Annotated in this window: 11 protein-coding genes; 8 read left to right on the forward strand and 3 right to left on the reverse strand. The window is 61.9% G+C overall.

The window, feature by feature from the left end; genetic code table 11:
• The first annotated feature begins 11 nt into the window (after positions 1-11).
• The 4 genes from ACTJJN_RS15510 to ACTJJN_RS15525 all read left to right on the forward strand — a co-directional run bounded on the left by ACTJJN_RS15510 (position 12) and on the right by ACTJJN_RS15525 (position 7,578).
• Complete coding sequence (locus ACTJJN_RS15510) at positions 12-3,191, forward strand: efflux RND transporter permease subunit (protein WP_003253849.1); 3,180 nt, start codon at positions 12-14, stop codon at positions 3,189-3,191.
• Positions 3,188-4,603, forward strand: coding sequence for an efflux transporter outer membrane subunit (locus ACTJJN_RS15515; protein ID WP_161774061.1), 1,416 nt, complete (start codon positions 3,188-3,190; stop codon positions 4,601-4,603). The genes ACTJJN_RS15510 and ACTJJN_RS15515 overlap by 4 nt, the downstream gene beginning before the upstream one ends.
• Positions 4,604-4,827: 224 nt before the next feature.
• Positions 4,828-5,883, forward strand: coding sequence for a tetratricopeptide repeat protein (locus ACTJJN_RS15520; RefSeq protein WP_041168414.1), 1,056 nt, complete (start codon positions 4,828-4,830; stop codon positions 5,881-5,883).
• A gap of 78 nt (positions 5,884-5,961) precedes the next feature.
• On the forward strand, positions 5,962-7,578 hold the full coding sequence (locus ACTJJN_RS15525) for a response regulator (protein WP_012052181.1): 1,617 nt from the start codon (positions 5,962-5,964) through the stop codon (positions 7,576-7,578).
• Positions 7,579-7,584: 6 nt separating this feature from the next.
• On the opposite strand, the gene ACTJJN_RS15530 is transcribed toward ACTJJN_RS15525, so the two are convergent.
• Positions 7,585-9,702, reverse strand: coding sequence for an ATP-binding protein (locus tag ACTJJN_RS15530; protein WP_440781389.1), 2,118 nt, complete (start codon positions 9,700-9,702; stop codon positions 7,585-7,587).
• Between the two features lie 139 nt (positions 9,703-9,841).
• Here ACTJJN_RS15530 and ACTJJN_RS15535 point away from each other — a divergent pair, with 139 nt between their 5' ends.
• Both ACTJJN_RS15535 and ACTJJN_RS15540 read left to right on the forward strand, forming a co-directional pair.
• Positions 9,842-10,528: a type 1 glutamine amidotransferase domain-containing protein gene (locus tag ACTJJN_RS15535; protein ID WP_012052179.1), complete on the forward strand. Its 687-nt coding sequence runs from the start codon at positions 9,842-9,844 to the stop codon at positions 10,526-10,528.
• Positions 10,529-10,657: 129 nt separating this feature from the next.
• Complete coding sequence (locus tag ACTJJN_RS15540) at positions 10,658-11,464, forward strand: CSS-motif domain-containing protein (protein WP_012052178.1); 807 nt, start codon at positions 10,658-10,660, stop codon at positions 11,462-11,464.
• 20 nt (positions 11,465-11,484) lie between these two features.
• Here ACTJJN_RS15540 and hppD read toward each other — a convergent pair whose 3' ends face one another.
• Positions 11,485-12,561, reverse strand: a complete 1,077-nt coding sequence (hppD, locus tag ACTJJN_RS15545) for a 4-hydroxyphenylpyruvate dioxygenase (protein WP_003253865.1) — start codon at positions 12,559-12,561, stop codon at positions 11,485-11,487.
• Between the two features lie 298 nt (positions 12,562-12,859).
• Here hppD and ACTJJN_RS15550 point away from each other — a divergent pair, with 298 nt between their 5' ends.
• Entirely contained in the window at positions 12,860-14,446 is a 1,587-nt protein-coding gene (locus ACTJJN_RS15550) for an EAL domain-containing protein (protein ID WP_088512683.1), read from the forward strand.
• A gap of 33 nt (positions 14,447-14,479) precedes the next feature.
• Entirely contained in the window at positions 14,480-15,367 is an 888-nt protein-coding gene (gene rarD / locus ACTJJN_RS15555) for an EamA family transporter RarD (protein ID WP_003253870.1), read from the forward strand.
• Here rarD and ACTJJN_RS15560 read toward each other — a convergent pair.
• Positions 15,330-16,901 carry a TerC family protein gene (locus ACTJJN_RS15560; protein WP_012052176.1) on the reverse strand — a complete coding sequence of 524 codons (1,572 nt, stop codon included), beginning with the start codon at positions 16,899-16,901 and terminating at the stop codon, positions 15,330-15,332. The genes rarD and ACTJJN_RS15560 overlap by 38 nt on opposite strands.
• Between the last annotated feature and the right edge of the window lie 158 nt (positions 16,902-17,059).

Genomic DNA, 17,059 nt, shown 5'->3' on the forward strand with positions numbered 1-17,059 from the left:
GGACCCTACCGATGAACTTCTCGAAATTTTTCATTACCCGGCCGATCTTCGCCGCGGTGCTGTCGCTGGTGCTGCTGATCGCGGGTTCCATCTCGCTGTTCCAGCTGCCGATCAGCGAATACCCCGAAGTGGTGCCGCCCACCGTGGTGGTGCGCGCCAACTTCCCCGGCGCCAACCCCAAGGTCATCGGCGAAACCGTTGCCGCGCCACTGGAGCAGGCCATTACCGGTGTGGAGAACATGCTGTATATGTCCTCCCAGTCCACTGCGGACGGCAAGCTGACGCTGACCATCACCTTCGCCCTGGGTACCGACCTGGACAACGCCCAGGTGCAGGTGCAGAACCGCGTCACCCGTACCCAGCCCAAGCTGCCCGAGGAAGTGACCCGTATCGGTATCACCGTCGACAAGGCCTCGCCTGACCTGACCATGGTCGTGCACCTGACCTCGCCGGACAACCGCTACGACATGCTCTATCTGTCCAACTACGCCATCCTCAACATCAAGGACGAGCTGGCGCGCCTGGGCGGCGTAGGCGACGTGCAGCTGTTTGGCATGGGCGACTACTCGCTGCGCGTCTGGCTGGACCCGAACAAGACCGCTTCGCGCAACCTGACAGCCAGTGATGTGGTCGCGGCAATCCGTGAGCAGAACCGCCAGGTGGCCGCCGGCCAGCTGGGCGCACCACCTGCCCCAGGCTCGACCAGCTTCCAGCTGTCGATCAATACCCAGGGCCGTCTGGTCAACGAGGAAGAGTTCGAGAACATCATCATCCGCGCCGGTGCCGATGGCGAGATCACCCGCCTGAAAGACATCGCCCGGGTCGAACTCGGCTCCAGCCAGTACGCCCTGCGCTCGCTGCTGAACAACCAGCCGGCGGTGGCCATCCCGATTTTCCAGCGCCCAGGCTCCAACGCCATCGAGATCTCCGACGAAGTGCGGGCGAAAATGGCCGAGCTTAAAAAGGACTTCCCGGAAGGGATGGACTACAGCATCGTCTATGACCCGACCATCTTCGTGCGCGGCTCCATCGAAGCAGTGGTGCACACCCTGTTCGAAGCCCTGGTGCTGGTGGTGCTGGTGGTGATCCTGTTCCTGCAGACCTGGCGCGCCTCGATCATCCCGCTGCTGGCTGTGCCGGTCTCGCTGATCGGTACCTTCGCGGTCATGCACCTGTTCGGTTTTTCACTCAACGCACTGTCGTTATTCGGGCTGGTGCTCGCCATCGGTATCGTGGTGGACGATGCCATCGTCGTGGTGGAGAACGTCGAACGTAACATCGGGCTGGGCCTGAAGCCGCTGGAAGCCACGCAAAAAGCCATGAGCGAAGTGACCGGGCCGATCATCGCCACCGCCCTGGTGCTGTGCGCGGTGTTCGTACCTGCAGCGTTCATTTCCGGCCTGACCGGGCAGTTCTACAAGCAGTTCGCCCTGACCATCGCCATCTCGACCGTCATTTCGGCGTTCAACTCGCTGACCCTGTCGCCAGCCTTGGCCGCGGTGCTGCTCAAGGACCATCACGCCCCCAAGGACCGCTTCTCACGGTTCCTCGACAAGCTGCTGGGCAGCTGGCTGTTCTCCCCTTTCAACCGCTTCTTCGACCGGGCCAGCCACAGCTACGTCGGTGGCGTGCGCCGCGTCATCCGCTCCAGCGGCATCGCCCTGTTCGTGTATGCCGGCCTGATGGGCCTGACCTACCTCGGTTTCTCGTCCACGCCGACCGGTTTCGTGCCGGCCCAGGACAAGCAGTACCTGGTGGCCTTCGCCCAGCTGCCAGACGCGGCCAGCCTCGACCGTACCGAAGCGGTGATCAAGCGCATGAGCGAAATCGCCCTCAAGCAGCCTGGCGTGGCCGACTCGGTAGCCTTCCCGGGCCTGTCGATCAACGGTTTCACCAACAGCCCTAACAGCGGCATCGTGTTCACCCCGCTCAAGCCATTCGATGAGCGCAAGGACCCGAGCCAGTCGGCGGCAGCCATCGCAGCCGCGCTGAATGCCCAGTTCGCCGACATCCAGGACGCCTACATCGCCATCTTCCCACCGCCGCCGGTACAGGGCCTGGGCACGATTGGCGGCTTCCGTCTGCAAATCGAAGACCGTGGCAACCTGGGTTACGAAGCGCTGTACAAGGAAACCCAGAACATCATCGCCAAAAGCCACAACGTCCCAGAGCTGGCAGGCCTGTTCACCAGCTACCAGGTCAACGTGCCACAAGTCGATGCCGCCATCGACCGGGAAAAGGCCAAGACCCACGGAGTGGCGATCACCGACATCTTCGACACCCTGCAGGTTTACCTGGGCTCGCTGTACACCAACGACTTCAACCGCTTTGGCCGCACTTACCAGGTCAACGTCCAGGCCGAGCAGCAGTTCCGCCTTGATGCCGAGCAGATCGGCCAACTGAAGGTGCGCAACAACCTTGGCGAGATGATCCCGCTGGCGACCTTCCTCAAGGTCAGCGACACCTCCGGGCCGGACCGGGTCATGCACTACAACGGCTTCATCACTGCCGAGATCAACGGCGCTGCTGCCCCGGGCTACAGCTCTGGTCAGGCGGAAGCTGCGATCGAGAAGCTGCTGAAAGAGGAACTGCCCAACGGCATGACCTTCGAGTGGACCGACCTGACCTACCAGCAAATCCTCTCGGGCAATACCGCATTGCTGGTGTTCCCGCTGTGCGTGCTGCTGGCGTTCCTGGTGCTGGCCGCCCAGTACGAAAGCTGGAGCCTGCCGCTGGCGGTGATCCTGATCGTGCCGATGACCCTGCTGTCGGCCATCACCGGTGTGATCGTCTCGGGTGGCGACAACAACATCTTCACCCAGATCGGCCTGATCGTACTGGTGGGCCTGGCGTGCAAGAACGCGATCCTGATCGTCGAGTTCGCCAAGGACGAACAGGCCAAGGGCCTCGATCCGCTGGCTGCGGTGCTGGAAGCCTGCCGCCTGCGTCTGCGGCCGATCCTGATGACCTCGATCGCCTTCATCATGGGGGTAGTGCCCCTGGTGTTCAGCTCCGGTGCTGGTTCGGAAATGCGCCATGCCATGGGTGTGGCGGTGTTCTCGGGGATGATCGGCGTGACCGTGTTCGGCCTGTTCCTGACCCCGGTGTTCTTCTTCCTGATCCGCCGTTTCGTCGAGCGTCGCCAGGCCCGCAAGGCTGAACACGCTCAAGTGCTGGAGAACCATGCATGAACCTGCTCAAACCCTTGACCCCAAGCTTGCTGGCACTGGCCCTGGCGGCCTGTGCGGTAGGCCCGGACTACCAGGCGCCAGCCACCGAACCTGCTCAACTGGGCAGCGATGTGCAGGCCAAGGCCTACGACCGTAGTCGCTTCGAGAGCCTGTGGTGGAAGCAGTTCGACGACCCGGTGCTGAACCAGCTGGTGCAGGCTTCGCTGGACGGCAACCGTGACTTGCGCATAGCTTTCGCCCGCCTGAAGTCGGCTCGCTCGATTCGCGAAGACGCCGAAAACGACCCGTTCCCGGTGGTCACCAGCCGTGCCAGCAGCGATCTCGGCAAAGGCCAGATCCCCGGCCAGACCACCGAGCGGGTCAATAGCGAGCGCTACGACCTGGGCCTGGACATGGCCTGGGAGCTTGACCTGTTCGGGCGCATCCAGCGCCAGATCGAAGCCAGCGAAGCCCAGGAAGCGGTGGCCGCCGCCGACCTGCAACAGTTGCAAGTCAGCCTGATCGCCGAGCTGGTGGATGCTTATGGGCAGCTGCGTGGCGCGCAATTGCGCGAGAAAATCGCCCTGGCCAACCTCAAGACCCAGCAGGAATCGCGCACCATCACCGAAACCCTGCGCGATGCCGGCGTGGGCAACGACCTCGACGTGGTGCGTGCCGATGCCCGCCTGGCCGGGGTCGAAGCCACCGTGCCGCAACTGCAAGCCGAACAGGCACGGGCGCGGCATCGCATCGCCACCCTGCTCGGCCAGCGCCCTGACGCGCTCAGCGTAGACCTGTCGCCCAAGGCCCTGCCGGCCATCGCCAAGGCGCTGCCGGTCGGTGACCCGGGTGAGCTGTTGCGCCGCCGCCCGGACATCCGCAGCGCCGAGCGCCAGCTGGCGGCCGCCACCGCCAACGTTGGCGTGGCCACCGCCGACCTGTTCCCGCGCGTCAGCCTCAGTGGCTTCCTCGGCTTTACCGCCGCCCGCGGCTCGCAGATCGGCTCTTCGGCGGCCAACGCCTGGGCACTGGGCCCGAGCATCACCTGGGCGGCCTTCGACCTGGGCAGCGTGCGGGCCCGCCTGCGCGGCGCCAAGGCCGATGCCGAAGGGGCTCTGGCCAACTACGAACAGCAGGTGCTGCTGGCACTGGAAGAGTCGGCCAACGCCTTCAGCGATTACGACAAGACCCAGCAGCGTCTGCTGTCGCTGATGCGCCAGAGCGACGCCAGCCGCAAGGCTGCAGAACTGGCCTCGATTCGCTATCGCGAGGGTACCGTGGACTATCTGGTACTGCTCGATGCCGAACGTGAGCGGCTAAGTGCTGAAGATGCACAAGCTCAGGGTGAAGTCGACCTTTATCGCGGCATCGTCTCGATCTACAAGGCCCTGGGTGGCGGCTGGCAACCGGAGACGGTGGCCAGCGCACACTGATTCCACTGCCTCAACGACTCCTTTGGTTGGCTCCTCCCCCAACCGTTTGCCCCGCAGGCCATGGCCCGCGGGGCTTTTTTATGTTTGCCATCGTATTCACCCCAATACGCAGTGCATGGAATGCCACCGCAGGCCTGGCGACTGGCCAACGGCGTGCCCGGTTCGGTTGCATTTACCCCCCGGCTGGCCCAAGCTCTGCCCTTCCCGCCGCCACGGATCGTCCGATGCCCAGACGCAACCGCTACCTGATCGCCCTGCTGTTGTCGATTCTGGTATCGGCCCTGTTCGGCTACCTGTGGCACGACGCCCCGCCAACCCCGCCGACCTTGCCAGCACACAGCTACGCCAAGGCGCTGCGCCAGGCCCACGACGGCCAGCCCGGTGCCGCACGGGTGCTGTACCAGCAATTGCAACGAACCGACCTGCCTGCGATCCGCCGTGCGGCGCTGTACGCCGAGTTGCCCAACTACCCCTCGCCGCAGGCGTTGAAGCTGGCCCGCCAGGACCTGGAACATGCCGAGCCGCTGGTGCGTCGAGCGGCCATTGCCAGTATCCGTCGCCTGTTACCGCCAGCACAGCGCAGCCTGGTACTCGGCCCGCTGCTGGACGACCGTGAGCAAAGCGTGCGTTTTGCCGCCGTGGATGCCCTGCTGGGCCTCGATCCCGACGCCATCGGCCTCTATTTCGGCCCCCTGCAGTCAGCCCTGGAGCAATACCAGCAAGCCCTCGAGCAACAGCCTGAAGATGCCGACGCCCAAGTGCACCTGGCGCGCCTGTACCTGCACGAAAACGACTACACGCACGCTGCTGTGGCCTTGCAACGTGCGCTCGCGGTTGCCCCCGACAACCTCGATGCCCTGGCGACTCAGGTACGCCTGCTTGAGCGCCAGGGCCACCACGACGCCTCCCGCCAGGTGCTGGGCAAAGCCCTGGCGCTGAGCCCCGACTCGGCCTTTCTGCAGTATGAGCTAGGACTTTGGCTGAAGCGCCACGAACAGCGCGAGTACGCCTTGCTGGCCCTGTCCCGCGCCGTCGAACTGGACCCGGACAACGCCGATTACCGTTATACCCTGGCGGTCACCCTGCATGAGCTGGACCAGCTCGACGCCGCCCAGAAGCAACTGGAAACCGTGCTCAATCGCCAGCCAGCCAATCGCCGGGCGCGGGTGCTGCTGATCCAGTACTGGAAAGAGTCCGGCCAACTGCAGAACGTGCAAGTTTCGCTAGCCGAGCTGGAGCGCCAGAACCCGGACGACCCTGCGCTGCAACAGGGCCTGTAGGCAGTGCCTGGATTCAGTTGAACCCTGAGCCTGCGCCAGGGTCCAGTGGGTATCAGGCCACCCTAAAGGAGAGTCGTTTTGGCCAGTTCGTTGGCGCTGGATGAACGTGCCTTGATCCTCGCACCGCCACAACTGGCGGCGGATACCTCACGTCTGTTGACTTCCGCCGGCATCAACAGCCTCTGCGCGGTCGACCTGGCCAACCTGCAGGCGCGTCTGGCCGAAGGCGCAGGCTTGGCGATCATTGCCGAGCAGGTGTTCAGCCAAGGCCCAAGCGCCTTGCTGCAGGCATTCATCGACCAGCAACCGAGCTGGTCGGATTTGCCCATCGTGCTGCTGAGCCAGAGCGCCTGGTCGGCCGCTGGCGTGAGTCATCATCCGGTGGGCAATCTTCTATGGCTGGGCGCGCCCTACGAAAATGCCCAGTTACTGCACATCACCCGATCCGCGCTGCGCAACCGCCGGCGACAGTACGTTACACGTGATCAACTCCATGGCATGCAGCAGCGCCTGGACAGCCGGCCTTCAACGCCGGAAGAAGAGCAGGACCGCGGTGAGTTCGCCCGCTGCCAGGCACGCAAGATGGAGGCCATCGGCCAACTGGCCGGTGGCGTGGCGCATGACTTCAACAACCTGCTCACCAGCATCAGCGGCAGCTTTGAACTTATCCAGCGGCGCCTGAGCAAAGGCCGCAGCGAGGGACTGGATGGCGTTCTGTGCATGGGCCGCGAGGCCGTTTCACGCGCCGCCCGCCTGACCCACCGCCTGCTTGCCTTCTCTTCCCGCCAATCGCTGCACAGCCAACGTATAGACCTGCCTACCTTGCTCAAGACAGAGCGCCTCGAAGCTTGCCTGAGCCCGTCGATAACCCTGCAAGTGCACGCGGCCAAAGACCTGTGGCCTGTGGAGGCGGATGACCAGCAGTTGCAAGAAGCCCTCGGCAACCTGCTGCTCAATGCCAGCGAGGCCATGCCCAACGGTGGCCTGCTACGCATCGAGGCGAACAATCATCACATCGCCACCGAGCAATTCGCTGACGGCGCTTTGCGCACTGGCGACTATGTGCGCCTGCGAATCATCGACAGCGGCCAAGGTATGGCGCAAAGCACGCTGGAGCACGCCTTCGAACCCTTCTTCAGCACCAAGGCGACCGGCCAGGGCATTGGCTTGGGGTTGTCGATGGTGTACGGCTTCAGTAAGCAGTCCCATGGGCATATCACCCTCAGCAGCGAGATTGGCCAGGGAACCCAGGTGGAGCTGTATTTGCCACGCCATGTCGACCAGGCCCTGCCATCCAGCGAGCCTGTGCCGCCCAGGCAAGACGGCTGCAGCCGACACGTGCTGATTGTCGAGGACGATCCCCATGTGCGCCAATTGCTTTGCCAGGCACTGGGCGAAAACGGCTTCCCCTGCCAAAGCGCAGCCGACGCCAACGAGGGACTGAAGGTGCTGCGCTCGGCACAACCGGTGGATTTGCTGATCACCGATGTGGGCTTGCCCGGCATGAACGGCCGGCAACTGGCAGAAATTGCCCGCAACCTGCGGCCTCGATTACCGGTGCTGTTCATCACCGGTTACGCGGAAACGGCCATGGCCCGCGAAGGCTTCCTGGGCGCAGGCATGCACCTGATCTGCAAGCCCTTCGAGTTGCAGCAGTTGCAGGCGCGAGTGACACAGATTCTAGGCAAGCCTTGAAGCGCCTTACGCCTCAAGCATGCGTAGCGCCTCATCGGCAAGCAGCGCCAGCGAAAACGGCTTGTTCAACAATGCCGTGCCCGGCTGATCGAGCAATTGCGCTTCAATGGTCTGATCCGCATAACCGGTGATGAACAGTATTTTCTGCTGTGCAAGCTGCATGCGCATGGCCTTCGCCACTTGCCGGCCACTGAACCCGCCCGGCAATCCGATATCGGTGATGACCAGATCGAAAGGGCCGCCATGGCGGAAGCGCTCCAGTGCGCTATTGGCATCGCCCACATCCGTGACGTCAAATCCACGCTCAGTCAGGTACTCGCGCATGACCGCGCGCAGATCAAGCGCGTCATCCACCAGCAGCAGGCGCTTGCCCAGTGCCATGTGCTGCGAAAGCGGTACCGGCACGGGCTCATCCGGAACCGGCTCATGGCACCTGGGGAAAAGCATGGACACCTTGGTGCCCTGCTCTGGCGCCGACTCGATCCAGGCATACCCGCCCGACTGACGGACGAAGCCATATACCATCGACAGACCAAGCCCGGCCCCACGCCCGAGAGGTTTGGTTGTGTAAAACGGCTCAAAAGCCCTGGCGATATCCACCACTGCCATGCCATGGCCATCATCCTCGACATGCAACGCCACATAGTCGCCTGGCGGCAAGCCACTTTCATCCGGGAAAAACGCAGTCAGCCGTTCGTTCACGCTGCTGATGGTGACATTCCCTTGTTCCAGGCACGCTTCACGCGCATTGGCACACAAGTTGACCAAGGCATTCTCGAGCTGGGGCACGTCCAGGCTCACTGCCCAAGGTGCAATGTCCAGTTGCCAGTGCAAACGCATTTCTGCCCCCAACGCCCGCAGCAACAGGGGTTCGCTCAAACGTAACTGCCGCTTGAAGTCCAGTGGCCGAGGGGCCAGTGGCTGATGGCGGGAAAATGCGATCAACCGATGGGTCAGGTCCATGGCCCGCTGTACCGCGTCGCGCGCAACGTCCACGTAGGCCTCCACACGCTCCAGCCGCCCCTCCTGCAGGCGCCGCTGCAGCAGTTCGAGGCTGCCACCGATACCGGACAGCAAGTTGTTCATTTCATGGCCCATGCCGCCTGCCAACTGGCCAACCACCTCCATACGCTCGCTGTTGTGCATCAGCATCTCTGCCTGACGCGCAGCCTCCTCACGGTCTGCGGTGATGTCGCGGCCAACCGCAGTCAGCAGGCTGCCGTCAAACCGCGCACTCCAGCGAAACCAGTGGTAGTGACCATCGCGGTGTCGCAGGCGGATCTCCAACTGCTCCGCGTGGCTGCATTGCAGCAGCTCGGACACTGCCAATTGCACTTCGGCACGCTCTGTCGGGTGCACCAGCTGCATCACCGACATCGCCTGCACGTGTTCTTCTGTCCAGCCCAGAATGCGGTACCAGGCCGGGTTGGCAGCATGCAGTTTCAATTCAGGGGTGAGCATCATCATCGCTTCGCGCGACAGCAACCAGAACTGCTCTCGCTCGGCCACATGCTGCTCAACCTGGCGTTCAAAGCTCTGCACCTGCTCACGCCAATGGCGGTGGGCCTCGACGCTGGCCGTGGTCTCGATCACCGTATGCAGAAACCCCGCCACGTTACCGAGTTCATCGTGCAGGGGGGCATAACCGAATGCGCACCATAGCGGTTCGGCGCCTTCACTGCGGACGATACGCAAGGGTAGGTCCTCGACAAAACTCGACTGGCCTTCCAGTGCCTTGAACACCCAGGGTCCCACTGCAGGCCAGATATCACTCCACAGGGTATCGAACGCCATGCCCAGCGCATCCGGTAATGCCCGCAACGCCCGGTAGCCATCGTTATGCACTACACACAGGTCGGGCCCCCAGACCACCGCACACGGGAAGGGTGACAAATGCATCATGTCCACGGCAATGCGCAACGAAGCTGGCCAGCGCGACAATGGCCCAAGCGAGGTACGCCACCAGTCGAACTGGGCAATACGCTCCCCCATCGGCGCGATCAATGGCAAAACAGGCGACTGCAGGATGACCTGCGACGCAGGCTCGCGTGGCGTACCGTTTGCGACCAATACCGTGACTCCAACAATGCTAAGGGTTGACCACAGCGCCGCCAAGCCTGGCATGCTCGCCCGTGGATTTGTTCAAATTAGCACAGCATGTCCCGCACACCATGGCGCACTTGCAGGTGACAGCTATGCTATTTAGGTTTTCCCTCGGGCCAGGGAGCACCGGCCCATTCAGGTTGGCGACGGGAGCAGGGTCATGAGCAAGAAAATTCTGGTGGTACTGACCAATACAGCGAAGTATCCAACCCTCAAACGGGCGACCGGGTTGTGGCTGGGTGAAGCCGTTCACTTTGTCGAGAAAGTCGAAAAGGCCGGCTACACCGTCGACTATGTCAGTCCACAGGGCGGTTACGTTCCCGTCGATCCGCACAGCCTGCAGATGGCCCCTGACCTGGACTGGCAGTGGTACGACGACAAGCGTTTCATGACGCGCCTTGGCAGTACCTTGGCCCCAGGGCAGGTGAAGGCTGACGAATACAGCGTCATCTATTACACCGGTGGTCATGGGGTAATGTATGACTTCGCAGAAAACCAGGCTCTGCAGGAACTGGCACGCAAAATCTACGAAAAAGGTGGCATTGTCGCAGCAGTCTGTCACGGCGTTGTCGGCCTGCTGAGCATCAAGCTGAGTAACAACTGCCTGCTCCTCAAAGGCCGTAAGGTGACCGGCTTTTCCAACATAGAGGAAAAACTGGCCGAACTGGACGACAAAGTGCCGTTCCTGACGGAGAACGAACTTGTAGCTCGCGGCGGTGAGTACAGCAAACATGATGAGCCGTGGAAGCCGTACGTGGTCGACGATGATAGGCTGATCACCGGGCAGAACCCCGCTTCCACTGCCTTGCTGGCCGAGACAGTGCTGAAAAAGCTCAAGGGCACTTAGCTACATCAAGGCGCTCGATTTCCTACCGCTTCAGCTGCAGCCGGACTACAGCAGCGCGGACAGCAAATACATAGGCTCAGGTCTCAGCTGTTCACCACGAACAGTTTCAGAGCGGAGAACTATTAGCCTCTGTCGAAAATCATGCACGCGGGGCGCAGCATGGTAGAGCTGCTGCTACTCATTGCGGTGGCGCTGGTGCCTGTGGTTTCCGGTTTGCTGGTGATGGCTTTTCAGCTGGAAGCAAAACTTGCAGAAAACGCCAACATTTCCGTTCAGGAGGCGGTTTTCAGCGTCGACAATGCACTGGACAGAATGCACGAGACGGCCCTGCGCACCCTGCCCTTTGCAGGGGAATCTTGCGATAGCGTCAAAAGTGCCTTGCAGGACCAGGTTGCCATTCGCTCCATGATCAGGTCACTGACCTTACTCAAAGACAATCAACCCTACTGCAGCACGGCTTCAGGTTCGCTGGAGCATTATTCATCCTTCGCGTCGTCCGGCCAGCGAGTCGCACTGTCCTACGGCCCTCCTGATACGCGTCAGAAGCTGCTGGTCGACTTTCACCAGAAGGGCAAAAGCAATAGCGTAATCGTGACAGCCTATGCCATGCAGATTCGCAACGAGCTGGATGGTTTTCTGGATGGGCTGACACTGCTGGTCGAATTTGGCGACCGCTACATATGGAGCAATGGTGACAGCCGTGACCTTAAGCGCCCCTCACAGTCCGAATTCTTTACAAGCGCAATGTCGGCCAAATATGGATATACGGTCAAAGGTGGCTACCCGGAGGGTTTCACCGCTCAGGAAATCCGCCAGTCAGTGCTGCAGATCGCCCCCTCGCTGATGCTGGTGGGGATCGTGACCGGCTCGATCGTCTACCTGGCCCTGTTCAGGGCACGTGCCAACAGACGGGGTACCGCCGCCGAACGAAGCTGACGACGGTACTCCAGGGGCGATCAGTCTGTGCTCAGCACGCCGCGGCGTACCTGGTCACGTTCGATGGATTCGAACAGCGCCTTGAAGTTGCCTTCACCGAAGCCATCGTCACCTTTGCGCTGGATGAACTCGAAGAAGACCGGACCAAGCAGGGTTTCCGAGAAAATCTGCAGCAGCAGGCGCTTGTCTTCGGGCTGCGAGGCGCCATCGAGCAGGATGCCACGCGCTTGCAGTTGGTCGACCGGCTCACCATGGCCAGGCAGGCGCTCTTCCAGCATTTCGTAGTAGGTTTGCGGTGGCGCGGTCATGAAGCGCATGCCCAGCCCCTTCAGGGCATCCCAGGTCTTGAGCAGGTCATCGGTCAGGAAGGCCACGTGCTGGATACCTTCACCGTTGAACTGCATCAGGAACTCTTCGATCTGCCCTGCGCCCTTGGACGACTCTTCGTTGAGCGGGATGCGGATCATGCCATCAGGCGCAGTCATGGCCTTGGAGGTGAGGCCGGTGTATTCGCCCTTGATGTCGAAGTAGCGGATTTCACGGAAGTTGAACAGTTTCTCGTAGAACCCGGCCCAGTAGGCCATGCGCCCGCGGTAGACGTTATGGGTGAGGTGGTCGATGATTTTCAGGCCAGCACCCACCGGGTTGCGATCCACGCCTTCGATGAAGTTGAAATCGATGTCGTAGATCGAACTGCCTTCCTCGAAGCGGTCGATCAGGTAGAGCGGTGCCCCCCCGATACCCTTGATCGCAGGCAGGCGCAATTCCATCGGGCCGGTTTCGATTTCTACCGGCTGGGCGCCCAGTTCCAGGGCGCGGGCATAAGCCTCATGGGCATTGCGCACGCGAAAAGCCATGCCACATACCGACGGGCCGTGTTCAGCGGCGAAGTACGAAGCGATGCTTTTGGGTTCATTGTTCAGGATCAGGTTGATGCCACCCTGGCGATACAGGTGCACATCCTTGGAGCGGTGGGTGGCCACTTTGGTGAAACCCAGTATCTGGAATACAGGCTCAAGTACGCCAGGGGTCGGCGAAGCCAGTTCGATGAACTCAAAGCCCATCAGGCCCATTGGATTGTCGAAGATATCAGCCATGTTCGTGTCCTCATCTGCTGCGAAAATTATAGATTGCGTAGGATGTGGAACAGAAACGGCGGTGAGCACGGGATACCGCGCACGCTGCGGGCGAGGAAGTCACCTATGATCAGCTTGAACCCATGGTATGTCATATGGACCCATTCTCGGCGGGCTTGATCCTTCGGAGGTGAAGGACCTTATTGTTGTATTCGTAAATCGATTCTACATTGCGTAAAATGGTTTGTCGCGTTTTAGTTGCTCGCACGCGGCGACAAACGGCTATCCTCTCGTTTTACGCCATGATAGTCAGGTCAGCATGCCCCTTACCGCCAAACGCCGCGCCGCACTCAGCTGGCGCACGCTCTTGCCTTGGGTCGTCGGCCTTCTGCCGGTCATGTGCGGCCTGGCCGTGATGAACTGGCAGGTCGAGCGTGAAATGCAGGCCAGCAGCCACGCCACCACCCGCCAGGCGTTGGAGCACGTCGAACACATCCTCGACAACCTGTCCCGAGCCGCCAATTCGCTGCTTCCACTGACTGACAGTTCATGCGAGCAGGCCCAGCTCATGCTACGGGCCCAGGTTACCCGCAATGCCTTCGTGCGCTCGACCAACCTGTTCAGGCACAACAACCTGTATTGCACCTCGCTGTTCGGCGAGTTCGATGAACCGGTCAATCCTGGCGATTACGTCGACGGCAAGTTATGGCTGATGGACGGCAACTCGGTTACGCCGGGCCACCCGCTGCTGGTCTACCGTGCCAGCGACGGCGACCACGGCGCAATCACCACGGTGGACGGCGACCACCTGCTGACAGCACTGCGCCTGATCGGGCCCGATGAAGAACTGCAAATCCGCGTGGGCGACGCGTGGATGGGCAAGGATGGCGTGGTCCACAAAGGCGTCTCCCCTGCCGCCCCCAGCGCCAACGTGCTGATAGGCTCGACGCGTTACCCTTTCAGCGTGCAGGGCGGCTACAGTGCCGACAAGCAAGGCCAACTGTTGCGCAGCCACTACCCTGGCCTGCTCAGTCTGTTGCTGGTACTGGGTGCCCTGGCGGCGCTGGCGTGCCGCTGGCAGATTCGCCGCGCCACCTCACCGCGTGCCGAACTGGACCGTGCCCTGCAGGCCGATGAATTCCTGCCGTATTTTCAGCCGGTGGTGCGCAAGGGCGATTACCGCTGGGCCGGTGCGGAAGTGCTGATGCGCTGGCACCACCCACGAGAAGGCCTGGTTCGCCCCGACCTGTTCATCCCCTATGCCGAACACAGCGGGCAGATTGTCGCCATGACCCGCGCGCTGTTGACACATACCGCGCAAAGCCTGGCGCCCTATGCCGGGCTGTTGGAAGACGGCTTCCATATTGGTGTCAACATCACCGCTGACCACTGCCGCGATCTCAGCCTGCTGGATGACTGCCGCACGTTCCTGCAGCACTTTCCGCCCGGCCGGGTGGTGCTGACCCTGGAACTGACAGAGCGCAAGCTGATCGAGCCCACGCCGGTCACCCTTGAGTTGTTCGAAAAGCTGCATGCCATGGGCGTGATGATCGCCCTCGACGACTTCGGCACCGGCCAGTCGAGCCTCAACTACCTGCGGCAATTCAAGGTCGACTACCTGAAGATCGACCAGAGCTTCGTTGCCATGATCGGCGCCGATGCGCTGTCAGTGCACATACTCGAGAGCATCATTGAACTGTCAGGAAAGCTGGACCTGGGCATCGTTGCCGAGGGTGTGGAAACCGACCTGCAGCGCGACTACCTGGCCAAGCATGGGGTGGACTTCCAGCAGGGTTACCTGTTTGCCAGGCCCATGCCGGCCGCCCAGTTCCTCGAAGCCTTGGCCACTCGCCCGGGCGTAACGCAGTTGCCGCAAGAGGCGCCCCCTGAGATCATGCGCGGCTGATCAACCCGCTCAATTCCCGTATTCGAGGCATTCGTGTCAAAAGGCATTGTTTCATCGGTCATGGCGTCCTGCCTGTTCGCTGTGATGTACTTCTATACCTCCCTGCTCAAGCCACTCGATGGCGAAGAAATCTTTGGCTGGCGCACCCTGCTGACACTGCCCTGCCTCACCTTGTTCATGCTTGTCTCGAAAGACTGGAAGCGGGTGGGCGAACTGATGGGCCGGGTAAAACGCACGCCGGTGCTGTTGCTCGGCATGGTCGGCACGTCCTGGCTGATGGGGGTGCAACTGTGGCTGTTTCTCTGGGCGCCCCTGCACGGGCGCAGCCTGGAAGTGTCGATGGGTTACTTCCTGCTGCCACTGGCCATGGTCCTGACCGGGCGGCTGGTCTATGGCGAGCGCCTGTCACGCCTGCAGACGGTAGCCGTGGCCTGCGCCGCACTGGGCGTGGGCCACGAGCTGTACCAAAATGGCAGCTTTGCCTGGGAAACCCTGCTGGTAACGATCGGCTACCCGGTCTACTTCGTGCTGCGCCGACGCTGCCGCACCGACCACCTGGGCGGCCTGTGGTGCGACATGTGCCTGCTGCTGCCGTGGGCGCTGTACTTCGTGATCCAGAGCCCACTTTCCAGCGCTGACCTGCAAGCACACCCGGGGCTGTATGTGTTGGTGCCGATCCTTGGCGCGATCAGCGCTTCGGCGCTTATCGCCTACGTGCTGGCCAGCCGCATGCTGCCATTCAGCCTGTTCGGCCTGCTCAGCTACGTCGAACCCGTGCTGCTGGTGGGCGTGGCGTTGCTGCTGGGCGAAACCATCGGCCCGGATCAGTGGCTGACCTACCTGCCAATCTGGGCCGCAGTACTGGTGCTGGTGCTTGAGGGCTTCAAGCACCTGCTGCGTCAGCGTCGCCGCTCGGTGTAAGCCGAACCTGGCGTACCCGTCGCTCTTCAACCGCCTCCACGGTCAGCATCCAGCCATTCCAGGCTAGCCGGTCACCGACCATCGGCAGGCGGTCGAGCAAGCTCATCACCAGGCCCGCAAGGGTCTGGTAATCCTCGGTAGCACGGGCACTGAAGCCAGTACGCGCCTGCACCTGGCTGAGGTTCAGCGCGCCGCTGACCACAAAGCCTTCCCCCTCCTGGACGATGCCCGGGCCTTCAACTTCACTGGCATCCGGCAGCTCACCGGCAATCGACTCAAGGATGTCGGTCATGGTCAACAGCCCGGTGAAGTCACCGAACTCGTTGACCACGAAGGCAATATGGGTCGACTGACCGCGCATTTGCTCCAGAGCATTGAGGATGCTGAAGCTCTCCAGCAGGTTCAACGGCGCCCGGGCCATGTTTTCCAGGTCGGGCTGGCTGCCCGAGAGCAGTTCCTTCAGCAGTTCCTTCTTGTGCACAAAGCCCAGGGGCTCGTCCACGCGACCATCGCGGATCAGCGGCAGGCGCGAGTACGGCGAATTGGCCAGGGCCTGGGCAATGGCGTCGGCCGGTTGCGCCAGGTCGATCACATCAACCTCGGCACGGGCTGTCATCACCGTACGAATCGGCCGCTCGGCCAGGTTCAGCACGCCGCTGATCATGACCCGCTCACGGCGGTCGAACAGCACCTGTTCCCCGCCGCCCTCGACCAGGTCGGCAATCTCCTCGCCGACCTCGTCAGCCTCGACCCGGCGGCCGCCCAGCAGGCGCAGCACGGCATGAGCAGTACGTTCACGCAACGGCTTGTGCTGTTGCAGGCTGCGCTTGCGACGGGCGCGCGCCAGCTGGTTGAACAGCTCGATCAGGATCGAGAAGCCGATGGCCGCGTACAGGTAGCCTTTCGGGATATGGAAGCCCAGGCCTTCGGCGGTGAGGCTGAAACCGATCATCATCAGGAAGCCCAGACACAGCATGATCACCGTGGGGTGGGCGTTGACGAAGCGGGTCAGCGGCTTGCTGGCAACGATCATGATACCGATCGAGAAGATCACCGCGATCATCATCACGGACAGCTCATCGACCATGCCCACCGCCGTGATCACGGCATCCAGCGAGAATACCGCGTCCAGTACCACGATCTGGGCAACGATCGGCCAGAACGCGGCATGGCGCAGCGTGCCACTGGCCTGGGTCACGTGACCTTCCAGGCGTTCGTGCAGCTCCATGGTGGCCTTGAACAGCAGGAACACACCACCGAACAGCATGATCAGGTCACGGCCAGAGAAGCTCTTGCCGAACACTTCGAACAGCGGTGCGGTCAGGGTGACCATCCACGAAATGCTGGCCAACAGGCCCAGGCGCATGATGAGCGCCAGGCTCAGGCCAATGACCCGCGCGCGGTCGCGCTGATGGGGCGGCAACTTGTCGGCAAGGATGGCGATGAACACCAGGTTGTCGATACCCAGCACCAGTTCGAGGACGATAAGCGTCAACAGGCCTAGCCAGGCCGTGGGGTCGGCTAACCATTCCATTAGCGGGTACTCACGTGGAACACGTCACAAGGACGGGAGAAGGATGGCCAGAAAGGCCGAAGACTGGGGGGCTCCGCGAAGGTGCTCATATAGACCTTGATAACAAATTGGGAGAACGATGCTACAAGCACAGCACGTTTCTGTTGTAGCGCAAAACT

Origin of the sequence: Pseudomonas sp. 22515 (genome assembly GCF_052044625.1) — a bacterium.
Taxonomy (GTDB): domain Bacteria; phylum Pseudomonadota; class Gammaproteobacteria; order Pseudomonadales; family Pseudomonadaceae; genus Aquipseudomonas; species Aquipseudomonas alloputida.

Bases quoted from the DNA above. Each gene is read 5' to 3' on its own strand.
- ACTJJN_RS15510 (WP_003253849.1), top strand. From the start codon at position 12: ATGAACTTCTCGAAATTTTTCATTACCCGGCCGATCTTCGCCGCGGTG.
- ACTJJN_RS15515 (WP_161774061.1), top strand. From the start codon at position 3,188: ATGAACCTGCTCAAACCCTTGACCCCAAGCTTGCTGGCACTGGCCCTG.
- ACTJJN_RS15520 (WP_041168414.1), top strand. From the start codon at position 4,828: ATGCCCAGACGCAACCGCTACCTGATCGCCCTGCTGTTGTCGATTCTG.
- ACTJJN_RS15530 (WP_440781389.1), bottom strand. From the start codon at position 9,702: ATGCCAGGCTTGGCGGCGCTGTGGTCAACCCTTAGCATTGTTGGAGTC.
- ACTJJN_RS15535 (WP_012052179.1), top strand. From the start codon at position 9,842: ATGAGCAAGAAAATTCTGGTGGTACTGACCAATACAGCGAAGTATCCA.
- hppD (WP_003253865.1), bottom strand. From the start codon at position 12,561: ATGGCTGATATCTTCGACAATCCAATGGGCCTGATGGGCTTTGAGTTC.
- ACTJJN_RS15550 (WP_088512683.1), top strand. From the start codon at position 12,860: ATGCCCCTTACCGCCAAACGCCGCGCCGCACTCAGCTGGCGCACGCTC.
- ACTJJN_RS15560 (WP_012052176.1), bottom strand. From the start codon at position 16,901: ATGGAATGGTTAGCCGACCCCACGGCCTGGCTAGGCCTGTTGACGCTT.